The 14,028-nt window shown below is 58.2% G+C and carries 10 protein-coding genes and 3 pseudogenes; 2 read left to right on the forward strand and 11 right to left on the reverse strand.

Annotation, left to right across the window (positions count from 1 at the left end):
- Positions 1 to 38 precede the first annotated feature (38 nt).
- Together B0G75_RS33635 and B0G75_RS33640 are read right to left on the reverse strand one after the other, a co-directional pair.
- Positions 39 to 1,280, reverse strand: coding sequence for an MFS transporter (locus B0G75_RS33635; protein WP_106285654.1), 1,242 nt, complete (start codon positions 1,278 to 1,280; stop codon positions 39 to 41).
- Positions 1,281 to 1,284: 4 nt separating this feature from the next.
- On the reverse strand, positions 1,285 to 2,607 hold the full coding sequence (locus B0G75_RS33640) for a lysine N(6)-hydroxylase/L-ornithine N(5)-oxygenase family protein (RefSeq protein WP_106285655.1): 1,323 nt from the start codon (positions 2,605 to 2,607) through the stop codon (positions 1,285 to 1,287).
- Between the two features lie 298 nt (positions 2,608 to 2,905).
- Between B0G75_RS33640 and B0G75_RS33645 the strand changes: the two are divergent.
- Positions 2,906 to 3,162: pseudogene (locus B0G75_RS33645) on the forward strand (transposase); the annotation flags it as partial.
- Between the two features lie 205 nt (positions 3,163 to 3,367).
- Here the strand turns inward: B0G75_RS33645 and nodU are convergent.
- The 3 genes from nodU to B0G75_RS33660 form a co-directional block, all read right to left on the reverse strand.
- Entirely contained in the window at positions 3,368 to 5,089 is a 1,722-nt protein-coding gene (gene nodU / locus B0G75_RS33650) for a nodulation protein NodU (RefSeq protein ID WP_106285656.1), read from the reverse strand.
- 13 nt (positions 5,090 to 5,102) lie between these two features.
- Entirely contained in the window at positions 5,103 to 5,738 is a 636-nt protein-coding gene (gene nodS, locus B0G75_RS33655; protein WP_106285657.1) for a nodulation methyltransferase NodS, read from the reverse strand.
- Between the two features lie 192 nt (positions 5,739 to 5,930).
- A complete protein-coding gene (locus B0G75_RS33660; protein WP_106285658.1) occupies positions 5,931 to 7,943 on the reverse strand; it encodes a carbamoyltransferase in 2,013 nt (670 codons plus the stop codon).
- Positions 7,944 to 8,457: 514 nt separating this feature from the next.
- Here B0G75_RS33660 and B0G75_RS33675 point away from each other — a divergent pair.
- Entirely contained in the window at positions 8,458 to 9,405 is a 948-nt protein-coding gene (locus B0G75_RS33675; protein WP_106285659.1) for a LysR family transcriptional regulator, read from the forward strand.
- A gap of 440 nt (positions 9,406 to 9,845) precedes the next feature.
- On the opposite strand, the gene B0G75_RS33685 is transcribed toward B0G75_RS33675, so the two are convergent.
- The 6 genes and pseudogenes from B0G75_RS33685 to B0G75_RS41615 form a co-directional block, all read right to left on the reverse strand.
- On the reverse strand, positions 9,846 to 10,331 hold the full coding sequence (locus tag B0G75_RS33685; protein ID WP_106285660.1) for a hypothetical protein: 486 nt from the start codon (positions 10,329 to 10,331) through the stop codon (positions 9,846 to 9,848).
- 77 nt (positions 10,332 to 10,408) lie between these two features.
- Positions 10,409 to 10,703 (reverse strand): annotated as a pseudogene (locus tag B0G75_RS33690) (ferredoxin family protein).
- A pseudogene (locus B0G75_RS33695) lies at positions 10,700 to 12,013 on the reverse strand (FAD-dependent oxidoreductase). Before B0G75_RS33695 ends, B0G75_RS33690 begins: the two co-directional pseudogenes overlap by 4 nt.
- The gene (locus B0G75_RS33700; protein ID WP_106314165.1) at positions 12,010 to 13,137 is read right to left on the reverse strand and encodes an electron transfer flavoprotein subunit alpha/FixB family protein; all 1,128 of its coding nucleotides are present in this window, start codon (positions 13,135 to 13,137) and stop codon (positions 12,010 to 12,012) included. Before B0G75_RS33700 ends, B0G75_RS33695 begins: the two are co-directional and overlap by 4 nt.
- Positions 13,134 to 13,466: a hypothetical protein gene (locus B0G75_RS41610; RefSeq protein WP_258194820.1), complete on the reverse strand. Its 333-nt coding sequence runs from the start codon at positions 13,464 to 13,466 to the stop codon at positions 13,134 to 13,136. Before B0G75_RS41610 ends, B0G75_RS33700 begins: the two co-directional genes overlap by 4 nt.
- Complete coding sequence (locus B0G75_RS41615; protein ID WP_258194113.1) at positions 13,463 to 13,864, reverse strand: nitrogenase-stabilizing/protective protein NifW; 402 nt, start codon at positions 13,862 to 13,864, stop codon at positions 13,463 to 13,465. Before B0G75_RS41615 ends, B0G75_RS41610 begins: the two co-directional genes overlap by 4 nt.
- Positions 13,865 to 14,028: the final 164 nt, after the last annotated feature.

Consider the following 14,028-nt stretch of genomic DNA (forward strand, 5'->3'; position numbering starts at 1 on the left):
GAACCACCTCGTTAAAGAAAAGAGTTTTCAAGGAGAAGTCAGGCGGTGAAATGCGCCTTCATGCGCATGACGCCGAGTAGCACCACATTGGCGAGTACGGCGCCTAGCAGGACGACGAGCATTGCATCGGCGCCGAAAACGTGAATCAGGGCGCCACATAGGAAAGGGCATCCGAACAGACCGATGAAATAGGCAAGCGTAAAGATTTGCGAAGTCATCGGCACCGAAACGCTGTGGTCTCCGGCGAGGTTCACGGCCATGCCGTTCAGGGTCGAGTAGCTCAGTCCGTAGCCCGTGGCGAACAGCGCGGTAGCGACGATATAAAGCGTCGTGCTGCCGTGGTTCAACAGGAACAGTACGAGCGAGGCGCCGGTCAGCAAAAACAATGCGAGCGCCAGTCGCTCGGGCTTGATGCGTCCCATGGTTCTCGCGAGCGACAAGCGCAGTGCCACGCTGGTTATCGTGAACGTCAGGAAGAACAGGTCTGGCCTGAGGTTACGCGAGACGGCATAGGGTGTCTGGTAAGTCGCCAGCCCGGCGAAGACACAGGCTGCCAGTGCGATCATTGCGATCGGCACTGCTGTTCGTGCCCTGAGCAGGGCCAACGTGTCGGTCGCGGTAATGGCCACGCGCGTCATCGGCAAACAGGACCTATCCCTCATCGCCTCACTGGCGATCTTGACGCAGACTGCCGCCACCGCGCATGCCGCAGCGGACAGAAGGTAGGCCAGCGCGATCGAGCCGGTATATTGGGCGATCAGGCGGCTCAAAGGCGCCGCCATGCCTAGGCCGGCCATTTGCGTGCCGGAAACGAAGGTCAGGTACTGGATACGCGCGTTGGGGCACAGATGATGGATGATTTGCAGCGGCGCGAGTATGAAGAACACGGACCACCCAGCGCCCAACAGCAAACCGCCTGCATAGACGGCACGAATGTCCATTGGCGCAGCGGCGAAGCAGAGCATGCTGCCTGCCATGACGAGCGAGGCCAGCGCAATGGTCGGCATGACACCGATACGCTGGGCTATGCGCCCAGCCACGCAGCAGCAGATCATGGTCGAGACCATGCCGCTCGAAATCACGGCGCCGGCGACATCGCTCTTCATGCCCAGGGATTGCAGGTACTCGGGCAGGAGAAAACTCGTCCCGTACGAAGCGGCGATCACCAGTGACGCGATCAGAAACGGAATGAACGCCCGTAATTGGAGGGATGCCGGCAAGTGCTCGGCGTGTGAGATCGCACGCTCGCCAGTCGATAGATAAATGGAGGAGCCAGTCATGCGCTTACCCCACTGCCGGTTGATGCGAGGCCTGAGGCGCGTCGCACAGAATCGATCCTGCTTCAGTCTCCTGATCCTCAAGGCTGTCGAGCAGTTGCCGGTCCGGAACATCCGGATAGAAGGCAAGACCTAGCAGACTGTTGATGATGCGGCTGTTCCTGTACGCGACCAGCGAAAGATTGACGCTTTGCAGGCCGTGCTGCACGCGGCTTTGGTTTTGCAGATACACGGGACCGGGCATTGACGCATCGAAGCGCACGGCGTAATCGGGATCGAGCGTTGGCAGACCGTCTTCACGGCTTGCGCCGTCAAGCAACTTCTGAACGAATGGCAAATGGCGCGGCTGAAAACCGGTTGCCAGGATGATTCTGTCCGCGCTTATCCCGTTGCGCTGCGACGTGACGAGCGAGGTCAACCCGATATGCCAGCGACCGCTGCGGCGTGTGATCTCGTCCATTGTCACCGAAGGCAACAGACGAAAGCAGTCGGCTAGCGTGCCATGGACGCTGCGTTCGTACAACGCTTCATAGAGCCGGTTGCACAGGCTGGCGGAGATGCCGTCGCTGGTGAGCTTTTCGCTTTCGACAATGGCCCAGCGCCGCTGGATTGGCAGCGTGTGAAAGCGTTGGCTATAACTGGGCATGTATGCTTCATTGACAAATGCGTTGTCGTCCATCGCAAACAGATTGGCGCGCGACGTCGCCCAAGTGATCTTGTCGGGACCTGACTCGGTCAGCATGTGCTCGACGACTTCCGCGCCGCTCTGCCCGCCGCCCACCACCAGCACATGTTCGTCTTCGCTGAACGGTTTCCGGTTAAGGTAGTCGTCTACGTGATAGACCGTCTCGCCAACCACCTGCCGCGCACATGCCGGCACCTTGGGTTCGACGCCGACCCCGACCACTACTGCGCGCGCATGATAGGTGCGCGCGGTAGTGGTCACGCAATAGCCCTTATTGCAAGGCCTGATATCGATCACCTCCTCGCCGAATCGAAGCGTGTCCAGGCATTGCGCGACCCATTGGTAATAGTGGGTGAACTCACGTCGCGACGTGCTGTTTCCACCTTTATTCACGAAGCTGTACAGGCGTCGATGTACAGCGAGATAGTTGAGAAAAGAATATGGGCTTGTGGGATTCACCAGGGTCACACAATCCTTGAGCGGCGACACCTGGAGTTGACTTTGGGGCAGCATGAGCCCCGGATGCCAGGAGAATTTTATGCGCTTCTCAAAGAAGAGCGCTCGCAAACCGGTGGGCTGAATGAGCGCGGCGAGGCTTAGATTGAACGGTCCGATACCAATACCGATGACGTCTAGCATGTCCATAGGAACTTGTTCCGCCGTTAGAGGGGAATTGGCCAACCGAGATAGTGCAGCGCAATTCCCGTGGACTAAGATTGAGGCGGCGGTGCCGGCGTACTGCGTAGCCGATGCCCGCTTCAGGAAGACGAAAGCGGTAGATGACGATCGCTTTTTTCCCAATGGCGTCATTCTGACCAGCACTATGCTTGGTTCGACATTACCTCTGGCCGCCTGAGTGAATCATACGAGGAATTGGGAAGCTGAACACTTTGAACCTACGCAAACCTTGCGGTGCGTCAATTGTCCACGCGTGTTGCGGCGGTGGTGGTGCACCAACGTCATGCGCTCGAAGGTTGAGCCGATGAAGGAAGTGGCGCGAATGATTCGCCAGCACTTCGATGGCATCGTCGCCTAGACTCAGACCCGCCAGACCAACGGCTTCATCGAGGTCATCAGGGCTTGTTTCAAGCTGCCAAGCGCAAGGCTCGCGGTGACACGCGCTTCACGACGATGCGCACCGTCCTCTTTCTCATCGCCGGCAAGCTGGATTTCTCCAGCTTTAACCCGCACGCCCCGTGAGCCACATTACCCACCGCATTTTGAAGAAGATGCCAAGTTTCCGAGGATGGCATCGAGGTTCCGCGATTCGATGAGCAACCTCCGCGCGGGATAAGTGCTTGCGAAAATCGAGCCAAGGGAGGCCGGCTGATCGTCTTCGGACCGTAGCGATAGAGCGAGCTGCCGGGACAATTGACCGCGTCGTATTGACCACTGAGCTGCAACGTCAGCAATCTTCGAACGGCAACGTAGCGAAAAGTGTTTCGTCGACTGACGGCGACAGACCAGTCCTGGTCAGTAACAAACCATCGCACCACACACGTTCGACGCGTCCCCACGCACAGGCTGAAGCAGCGTCCGGGAAGAAACCTCGCCCGTGATAGTTGGCGCTCGTGTTGCAGAGCAACGGAATACCCGTCAGCTTTTCGTATTCGACCAGAAGTTGCGCCACCGGACGCTCGGAAGTTCTAGAAATGGTCTGCAATCGGGCAGATCCGTCGAGATGCACGACAGCAGGGATTCTTTCTTGCCATTCCGCGCGCGTCTGATGATCGAACAACATATAGGGATCAGGGCTCCCCGGGCTAAAAATGGTCGGCGCACGATCCTCAAGGCAAATTGGCGCCACGGGACGGAAGTGCTCTCGAAACTTGATGTCGTTGAGATGATCCTTCATTGTGGGCAAAGTCGCGGCGGCCAGAATGCTTCTGCCCCCCAATGCTCGTGGTCCGAGCTCGGCTCGGCCGGCAAGGAAAATGACGGGCTTGCCACTGGCGAGTATGCTGGCGAGTTCTGCAATGGAGCAAGTAGATGCCGTCCATCCGGGCGGTACTTGGCAACCTTTTAAGGCCGGTCCGCTATACACCGACCATTCCAGCGGCACGAAGCCCTTCTCGGCTGCCAGCGCGCAACAAGCGGCGCCAATCGCAGACCCGCTATCGTTGGGAAACGGTGGCACCCAGATTGCGTCGAACAAACCGCTCGCGCGCAGGGCGCTGTTCCATTTGATATTGAGTCCGCATCCGCCAGCGATGCACAGATTTTTCGGCCCCGCAATCGAATGGCGCTGCAGCGCGATACCCATTTCATGAACGAGAAGACGCTCGAGGAATACATGGAACGAGGCGAGTACGTCTTCGGGCGGCTTGGCTTCCAGTCGCAGCGCGCTTGCTTCGAAGAACTCTCCTACAGCCGCTAGCGACGCGTCCGCGCTGTGGATGTTCTCGCGATAAGCTTGCGCACACTCCGTGTCGCCGGCAAAGCGTGCCTGATAAAGCTCGCGAAATACCTCAACGATATCTTCGTCAACCGAGCCCAGCGCGATGTAAGCCATCAGCTTGCCGGCCACACCCAGATCCCATCGGGCGCCGCCCGGCTTCTTATAAGGACCAAAGTGATGACCCGCCGCAGCGTAGATGTGACCTATCACGGGGAACAGGCAGTCAACATGGCGGGCGCGGTGGCGTTCTACATGATAGAGGCGTGGGACGATGCCACCATCCCACACCAAACAGAATGCAGGTTGCCCGCTTTGGGCAAAGGGACTGGTGCAGTACGCGGAGGCCACATGGCCTGACACGTGAGGATAGCTTTTATAAGGAAAGGACTGGCCGCCGGCAAGCAGTCCGGAGCCGTCGATCGAAGCGAGAAGATCATCGGCTTGGCGTTCGGCATAAGGGGCTCCTTTCAGGCTGACGGGAATCGACCCGCTGAGGACCTGAAATTGCGACTCGACTACTCCGTCCCAGCCGTCGATGACAAACTGGTCGATATCGTGCGCACCGAAACCATGCTCGGCCAATGCGATCGCGATCGCGTCGAGGTCGTCGATCGCCTGATACCGCGGATTGTTGTCTCGCTTTTCCTGCTCCACGCAAAAAACCAGTTTTCCATCCTCGACAAGGGCGATCGCTCCGTCGTGCGTCAGTTTGATCCCACAGATGCGCATAATATCTCCCGGCCTAACGCTGGTAAGTTGGTCCACACGAAGGCGAAGCCGCGTTCCGAAAACAGGCGAGCAGACAGTCTTCATTCAACGACTGACCGACGCACCTCCACCTCAAACGATCGATCTCAACCAGCTCGTCTTTCAGGATGGTTATGACCGTCTCGGCTCCGGCAATGTGACCCCATCGCCGGCAATTGGCGTCACGTGCCGATCCGAAAACCAGCTGTCCACCGGGCGCAAGCATCCGTGCTAAATTGCGGACAGCGGCGCGCACCTCGGCGCTGCCGTCGAGGTAATAGAGAACCTCCGCCACCACGATCAGATCGAACTGTTGCTCAGTCGAAAAATGCTGGACATCGGAGACGATCCAATTGATGTGTGGCGGGGCCATCATCCGTTCGCGTGTCCTAGCAATCGCGTGTGGCACGATATCGATCACGGTGAGCCGTTGGCAGTGCGGTGCCAATTTTTCCGTGAAGGCTCCGCCTGCGCATCCGACTTCGAGCGCATTTGTGACGGATCCCTGCGAAAGTGCCATCCGAAGCATTTGCCTGTGGCGCTCGTGCTCAAAGGGATTGCTGTCGAGCCGCCATGGATCGTCTGCGTCCAATTCCCGACGCAGCAATTCGAAGTTCGTTTGATGTGTCAATTCCGCCTCCCTTTATGGCGCGCCGCTGCAAGTGTCCGGACCTTGGGCCGGGACTGGTGCTCCGTTGAAAGCCGGCGTGTCGGTACAAGAACCGCACGGCGGCCAAACGCTATTGTTTAACGTTCTAGAAAAATAGCTCGCGAGTGCTGTTACCTAGCTTCAGACCTTCAGCAACTCATTGGAGGCGCGTCGTTACCGTGACAACGCCCGTGAGGGATGTAGCCGAACCCGACGCTGTTCCCACAATCCCCGCAGCTCCTTGACGAGGGCTTCACGTCGAGTCTGCTCAGGCGTAGTTGTATCGAGAAGATGTCCGAGCACGGCTTCGCCTTCGATCCGCATCAGCAGATCGAACAACTCATGTGAAATACGCACACGGTCATAGTTGGAGCCGCCGGTGCGAATTTCGCACACCGTCTCCTGACGATCCCGCGCAGTGTGAGCGCGGACTCGATAGAGCGATGCATAGGGCGGCAGTGAAACCGCGAGCGCAGTCCAATGTTCCTGCGTTGCGAGCCGCTTTTTGACGAGGAACGGCCCGACCACAAGTCCATCCAGCTCTGTCGTCAGAAATGTGGCAATCGCGTCTGCAACGGAATCTACGATCGGCTCAGCGTTGTTATTAAAGGAAGTATTGAGCAGAATTGGGATTCCTGTCCGCTTCTTGAACGCATTAATAACCTCCCAGTAGGCGGGATTGGTCTTCCGCGATACTGTTTGCAGCCGCGCTGTACCGTCAATGTGCGTGATGGCGCCGAGCAAGGCACGCTTGGAGTCGCGCACGCGAACTACAAAATTCATAAAAGGAAATTCGCGGGTACCCTCTGGGAGGTCAAAAAATTCGTGCGCATCATCCTCCAGCACTGATGGCGCGAACGGTCGGTAACCCTCGCGCTTCTTGACCATGGCGTTGATCCGGTCTTTGTTTGCGGTCGGCCTGGGATCGGCAAGAATGCTGCGGTTGCCAAGCGCGCGTGGCCCGAATTCCGAACGACCCTGGACCCAGCCAATCACGGCGCCATTGGCCATCCAGTCGGCTGCTCTGCCGGCCACGTCATCACTGCGTTCAACATCGAGGTGCCCGGCCCACGCATTCAATTCTTGCTCCACGGCCAGATCGCTCCCCAGATCGGGCCCCCAATAAACCTCCTGCAATCGCTCACGCGGCGCGGGCCGACCGAAGTCGTTTGACATCATAAGGGCAGCGCCTAATGCGCAACCGGCGTCATGCGCTGCGGGCTGCACGAAGATGTCTTCGAAAAGTCCCGAATACAGCAGCTTACCGTTCATGGTGCAGTTATGAGCTACTCCTCCGGCTATACACAGCCGTTTCATACCGGTGACCTCGCGGTGATGGCGGAGAATGTGAAACACGATCCGCTCCAGCGCTTCCTGCAATGAAGCACCCACATCCCGATGCTGCTGTGTGAATGGCATTCCCTTTCGCCGGACCTGGATGCTGCGGAGCAACGTCGGACCGATGCGGTCCAGGTAGACGCGGTACTCACCGTTGGCGGACAGTTGATAGAATTGCTCGAAGAGCCCGCGATAGGGAGCGGGATCCCCATAAGGTGCAAGCCCCATGACCTTGTATTCGTCGAACAAGCCGTACCCGAGGTACCGGATTGCTTCGAGGTAAAACAGCCCTAGAGAATTATTCTCTGCGAAAGTCGCGAGTTGCGTAATTTCGGTTCCAGATCCGAGCGCCAAGAGCCCCGAGAGGAAATCACCGCCGCCATCGACCGCGAGGATCAGACTTTGCTCGAATCCAGACATCGCAAACGCGCTCACGGCATGCGCCAGATGGTGACTCACGAATGAGACTCGCGAAGGATCGACCTCGGTACCGAATTCCCGCATTAGTAAGTTACGCAGAAACAGCTTGGCATCCACCGGAATGGAGATGTTCGGCTGGGACAGGAACAGGCGTTCGAGCATAACGTTGCAATAGGCCTCGGTAGCGTAAAACGCGATGTGGTCGATATCGCTGAGTTGAATCCCTGCGGATGCGAGGCAGTATTGAATTGAACTGCTCGGGAACTTGTTAGAGTGCTTGATCCGGTTGAGGCGCTCCTCTTCGACGGCCGCTATTACGCGTCCGTCCCGGACAAGCGCCGCAGCGCCGTCGTGCAGAAATGTGTTCGGCAGTTCGAGTGAATTTTCATGAACTTTGTCTAGCCCGCCGCTCACTCCTAAGCACAGCATGTTTCTCTCCTTCATCGTGGTAGGAAGCCCCTATTGGCAAGACTCGAACCCCTGCCACATAGGTAAGGTAGGGTATCGCTCGCCGTTGCGAACACCGGTCAGACGTCACCAGCCCCAAAGAATCTCGCGTAGGGTCCGTCTGCAAAATGGCGCCGCAATTCATGAAAATTCTGTACCGTTTGGTCCGGGGTCGCGTTTCTTGGCGACGAAGGATGGCGCGACCAGAAAGCTGAAGCGCTGGAACCCCGAGGAAGTCCCCAATCGTTGCCAAACATGCGGCGGGTTCAATAGGATGGCTCCCGATGCATGTGATTGATCGACAACTGCTGCAACGTCATTTCCTCGGCTTCGCTCAGTTCTACGACACACTTCATCCACTACCCGGCACCACGAAGGTGCCAGCAGGTTTGCGAAATTCAATCGGATTTACAAGGAACACTATCCTCCATGCCGTACAATTCGTAAAATCGTTTGTCTTGATGGAACACATCCACACTATGGATAAGTTGGGATCATGCGGTTCAAGGGCCTCGATCTAAATCTCCTCGTCGCGCTCGATGCTCTGATGACCGAGCGTAATCTCACCGCGGCGGCACGCAGCATCAACCTGAGCCAGCCGGCCATGAGCGCGGCCGTCGCCCGGCTACGCGCCTATTTCTGCGATGAACTATTTACGATGAGGGGCCGGGAACTTGTCGCAACACCGCGTGCAGAAGGGCTCGCTGCTCCAGTCCGCGAGGCTCTGGTGCACATCCAGCTCGCCGTTATTTCCCAGGACGTGTTCAACCCAGCCAAATCGGATCGCCGCTTCAGGATCATTCTTTCCGATTTCATGGCAGTCGTATTTTTTCGAAAGATCGTGGAGCGTATTGCACGGGAAGCTCCCGCCGTCAGCTTCGAATTGCTGCCACTTGCCGATGACCCCGATGAGGTTCTCCGGCGCGGCGAAGCCGATTTTCTCATCTTGCCGGAATTTTTCATGTCGAGCGCGCACCCTAAAGCGAAGCTGTTCGAGGAGACGCTCGTGTGCGTAGGCTGCCGTACGAACCAGCAGCTATCAGGGCAGCTCACATTCGAGAGATATATGTCGATGGGGCACGTTGTGGTCAAGTTCGGGCGTTTGCGGCAGCCCTCCATCGAGGAATGGTTTTTGCTTCAGCACGGTCTCAAGAGACGGGACGAGGTCACCGTGCCGAGCTTTAGCATGATCCCGCCTATGCTATTAAACACTGTCCGTATAGGGACGATGCCCTTAAGGCTGGTCAAGTATTTCGAAAAAGCGATGCCTCTGCGGATCGTCGAACTTCCGCTGCCACGTCCCGCATTCACCGAGGCCGTCCAATGGTCTGCCCTTCACAACAGTGATCCGGCAAGCAATTGGATGCTGGAGATAATATTGCAGGAGGCGTCACGCATGATTTCTCCGCCTAAGACCACGCGAAGACCAATCCAGCCAAGTTAGGAAATGGGATCTTTCAGCAAGGTTTTTGCGGCATGGATTTGTGGCGTTTCGAGGGTTTTGTGGCGATATAACGTGTATCGCCACATTAGGCCTCATTCGGCGCGGTGACGGCAAACGCCTGATCGAGCAGGTTCGGCGCGACCGGCAAGCCGTGTGTCAACCTGGTTGTTGCCTTGAAGCTGCGGTTCTGGTTGCAACGCCACCCCCTGCTTGCGACGCAGTCTCTTTATAGGATGTACGCCGAATTGTCGGCACCGCTGGGGCTACCGGTCTCCACGGCTCGCTGAAAAGCGTCCACGGCATGGCGTGCGCGCCCGCGCGAAGTGTGCGGTGAGCGTCGGCTTTGACTAGTGAAACGATCGCCATGAACTGCAATGGAGTTTTGCCATAGCCAAGCCGGGGACATATTGTCGATCTGTCAGTTGATCTTCCGGCGGCGATTATCGGGACCCGGACTGTGCGAGCAAGGCTTCGACGACGTCCAAGCCTATGCAATCGATCGGGTCCAGCCTGCGCAGCTTGGCGATCAGCTTCAGTGCAACGGCGCGCTCGCCGCGCCGCACGCTGATGAACGCGAGCGCCTTCAGTGTGAAGAGCCAGAAGCGGCCCGGACCAGGAATGGTGAAGTCGGTGTCGCCCGGCTGTACCGCACACCAGTCGCTGTCGAGCGACGCCCGCCGGGCGGCGACCGCCAAAGCCTTGGTCGCGACCTCCTGGGCCTCGCCAAGTTCACCCCGGTTCGCATGGAACTTATACAGCAGATAGTAGGGTGGCAGGCAGCGCGGGTACGACAGGACCGCAGTCCACAACGCGGCGGCCACATCGTCATTGCTGCCGCCGCGGGTTCTCTCGATCAGCTGTAGCACGGGGGAGGGAACATTGCCGCCGAAGAGAACGGTCGATTCGATACCAGTAATGAGATTCATCAATTTGCTCCGATATGATGAGGCGTCCGGCTGCTTTTGCAGCGCTCGGAAGCCGATGTGACGATGGATGTGTTTGTCTACGCGAACCTGAACTGGATGCGATGCCCGCCGCGCGGACACGCCCATTCGAGATTGTGATGGTCCGTGCACAGAATGCGGCAACTACCGCATTCCAGGCAGCCGCCGGTAATCAGCGTGACCGAGCCGTTGCTCTCCTTCCGATAACAAGGCCGGGTACACGAACGTGCAGTTTTTTTTGGCAAAGTCGTTGGTGCAGACTTCAACGTTTTTGATGTGGACGTGCGGCCGCCCGACGTCCACGCGGTAGCGATTCTGAAACAGCTTTTCGATATTAACAGTGACCGTTTTCATCGGAAGCCTCTCCAGAAATTGTATGCGTCGCCGACCGTCCGGTCAGCGAGCGATTTTTGCGGAAACTGACCATGACATCGTGCTTTTTGGCCTTGTTGTCGACGCCATCTACCGTAATCACGGTGCCGGCCGCTTGAGCGACGAGATCAGGGTATGTTGTAAAGAACTGTAGATTGCGGTGCGGAATTTCTGGCATGTCGCGGTACTTGTGCAAATCCTTCATCACGAAGCTTTTGTCGAGCGCAACCTTGTACGCCGACAGCACGTTAGTGCGGTAGCCGCGGCAGCCGGCTGCTTTTGCGGCTATCGCCATCTCCGCGGCGAGGCGTCCTGTGGTCATGGGGAGGTTGGAATCTTCGCGATGCGTGGCGTTGACGAAGCCGCCCGAGTCACCGACGATCATCCAGCCATTGCCGTAAACTTACGGAATCGCATTGAAGCCCCCTTCGGGGATCAGGTGAGCGCAGTACTCCTTCATCTCGCCGCCCGCGATGAGTGGAGCGATCGACGGATGATGCTTCATTTTTTTTGAGCAGCACATACGTGCTCATGCGGTTCGGGTTCTTTTTGAAGTCGCCCGGCATGCAACCGACGCCGATGGTCAGCGACTCTTTGTTCGTGTAGAGAAACCCCGTTCCTGTCATGCCTTCGGTGATGCGGCCGACCATCTCTATCACGAAGCCTTCCTGATCGGCGACATTAAAGCGCTGGCGAATTGTCTTCTCCGGCATGAGGAGAATCTCCTCCACAGCTAGCGCGACGTTGCCCGTCCTAATTTCGCCATGAAAGCCCGCCTTGCGCGTCAACGTTGAGTTGACGCCGTCCGCAAGAATCACGATATCCGCATAGACTTCACCGTGTTCGCGGTTGCATTGCAGGCCGACGACCTGGTCCCCGTCCATAATCAGGTGATTTACGGTGGTCTCGCAGATCAGCAATGCACCGGCCTCGCGCACTTTCGATGAGAACCACTTGTCGAACTGCGCGCGGATGATCGTATAGCGGTTATACGGCGGTTTGTTGTAGTCGTCGCTGCGTACGTGTGTGCCCACGAACGAAGTATCGTCGAGCATCCACATGCGCTGTTCGATGATGTGGCGCTCGAGTGGCGCGTGGTCACGAAAGTCCGGAATGATCTGTTCCAGCGCGTCGGCGTAGAGGATTGCGCCTTGAACGTTCTCGCTGCCGGGATATTCGCCGCGCTCGATCTGAAGCGCCTTTAGTCCGCTCCTGGCCGTAACGTAGGCTGCAGCGTTGCCGGACGGTCCGGCGTCCACGGCGATCGCATCGAATTGCGAGGGATCTCTCATCTAACTCTCCTTGTGTGCCGGATTTGCCGCAGCGCCAGATGGTCCTTACAGGCATGCGTTAACGCCGGCAGCAGTTGCAGTGCGTCCCCGACAATGCCGTAGTGCATGTAGTCGAAAATCGGTGCGGTCTGGTCGGTGTTGATTGCGACGATTACGTCCGAGCTTTCCATACCGACGCGGTGCGGGATCGCGCCGGAGATGCCGGCAGCGATGTAGAGTTTCGGTCGCACGGTTTTTCCGGTCTGCCCGACCTGCCGGTCGTCCTCGACCCACCTCGCCTGCACGCACGGGCGGGTTGCGCCAACTTCGCCACCGAGTACCCGCGCCAGATCGAATACGAGCTTGAAGTTCTCCGGATTCTTCAGTCCTTTGCCGCCGCTAACGATCACGTCCGCGTAAGGGAGGTCGATCTGGTTGCTTTTCGCATCGGCGATGAAGTCGAGCAATTTGGCCACAATATCGGCCTCGAAGATCTCAAGCGCGTCCTGCACGATCTCTCCACCGCGGCCTTCCTGCGCCTGCGGCATCGCCATGACCCGTGGGCGCACCGTCGCCATCTGTGGACGGTATGCGAACATCATGATCGTATAGAGCAGCGAGCCGCCGAAAGGCGGCTGTGTGGCCGCCAGTGCGCGCGAGGCCGGGTCAATGTTCAATTCAGTGCAGTCGGCGGTGAGGCCGCTCAAGAGCGTCGTTGCGACAGATCCGGCGAGATCCCGGCCCATCGAGGTTGCTCCGAGCAGCAGAATCTCGGGGCGGTACTTGTTGACCAGGTCGGCCAGCCCCTTCGTGAACGGTTCGTTGCGATAGCCGAGCAACACAGGGTCGTGAATCACGTACGTTTTGTCCGCGCCGAAACTGAACGCCTCACTGGCAAACTGCTCAAGCGGCTCGTCGGTACCGCCGAGCACGGGCACAGCGACACGACTGCCGAGTTTGTCGGCGAGCTTGCGCGCGTGAACGAGCAGCTCCCACGACACGCTATGCACGTGGCCGCGGCCGTGCTCGAGAAAGACCCAGACGCTCTGGTAGGCTTTCAGATGTTCGGGCAGATCGAGGTTACGGCCGGTGGCCCGTTTGACCGGCGCGGCCGGCTTCGTTTCCGAGGCAGCGGGCGAGTTCATGAGGCCGTTTCCATCAACAGGTCCGCCTCCAATGTCGGATGGCGAGCAAATATCTCGTGCAGGAGTTTCAGCGACACGTCGCGCAGGCTGGACGCGTCGAATTCGAGCATCTCGGCCTTTTCGTCGCGTGGTGTCGGCCCAAACACTTTGCTGACCGCGGTAGGTGAACCTTTCAGCCCGATCTTGCTCACGTCCTCAATGCCGGCCTGCTCGCGATTCCATTTGCGCACCGGGAATCCTGCCGCGTGGATCGTCGCGGGCAGTGTCGCGAAGCGCAGCTCGTTCGTATTCTCGAGCCTCGTCACGAGACAGGGCAGTGCGGTTTTCAATACTTGCACACCGCCTTCGACGCGCGCTCGACTACGATCGTGCGCGGGTCGAGGTCAGTCTCGACGATCCGGGAAACATACGTGAGCAACTGGACGCTCAACCGCCTTGCGATGCCGGGGCCGACCTGCGCAGTGTCGCCGTCGATGGTCTGCTTGCCGGCGAAGATGATGTCTACTGCCTGTCCATTTGCAATCTGCCGGATTGCATCGGCGAGTGCAAGCACGGCCGTCGCGTTGTTACTCGGCAGTCCTTTCTGTTGCTCGATGTACTGAAAGAAGCGCTTGAGGATGTGCAGGCGGCGCACGTTCACCACCTTCTCGTCGAATGCGATGTCGAAAAATCGCAGGAAATCCTCGGCCGACGACAGGTGACGCAGTTGTTCGATAACTTCTTGCATCTCGTTACTTCTATTGGACAAGTTTGGCCGCCATAACCACACTCACGACACCGTCACCCGCGTGTTGGTGGCTTGGATCAGGAAGTGGCGCAAATCGGTTGCATTCGGCGCCCGCTTGTACTGCGTGGCGAAAGAGCGGATGCGCGCAAGCAGGAGCGGGATGA

Source organism: Paraburkholderia sp. BL18I3N2 (genome assembly GCF_003001875.1).
Classification (GTDB): Bacteria; Pseudomonadota; Gammaproteobacteria; order Burkholderiales; family Burkholderiaceae; genus Paraburkholderia; species Paraburkholderia phytofirmans.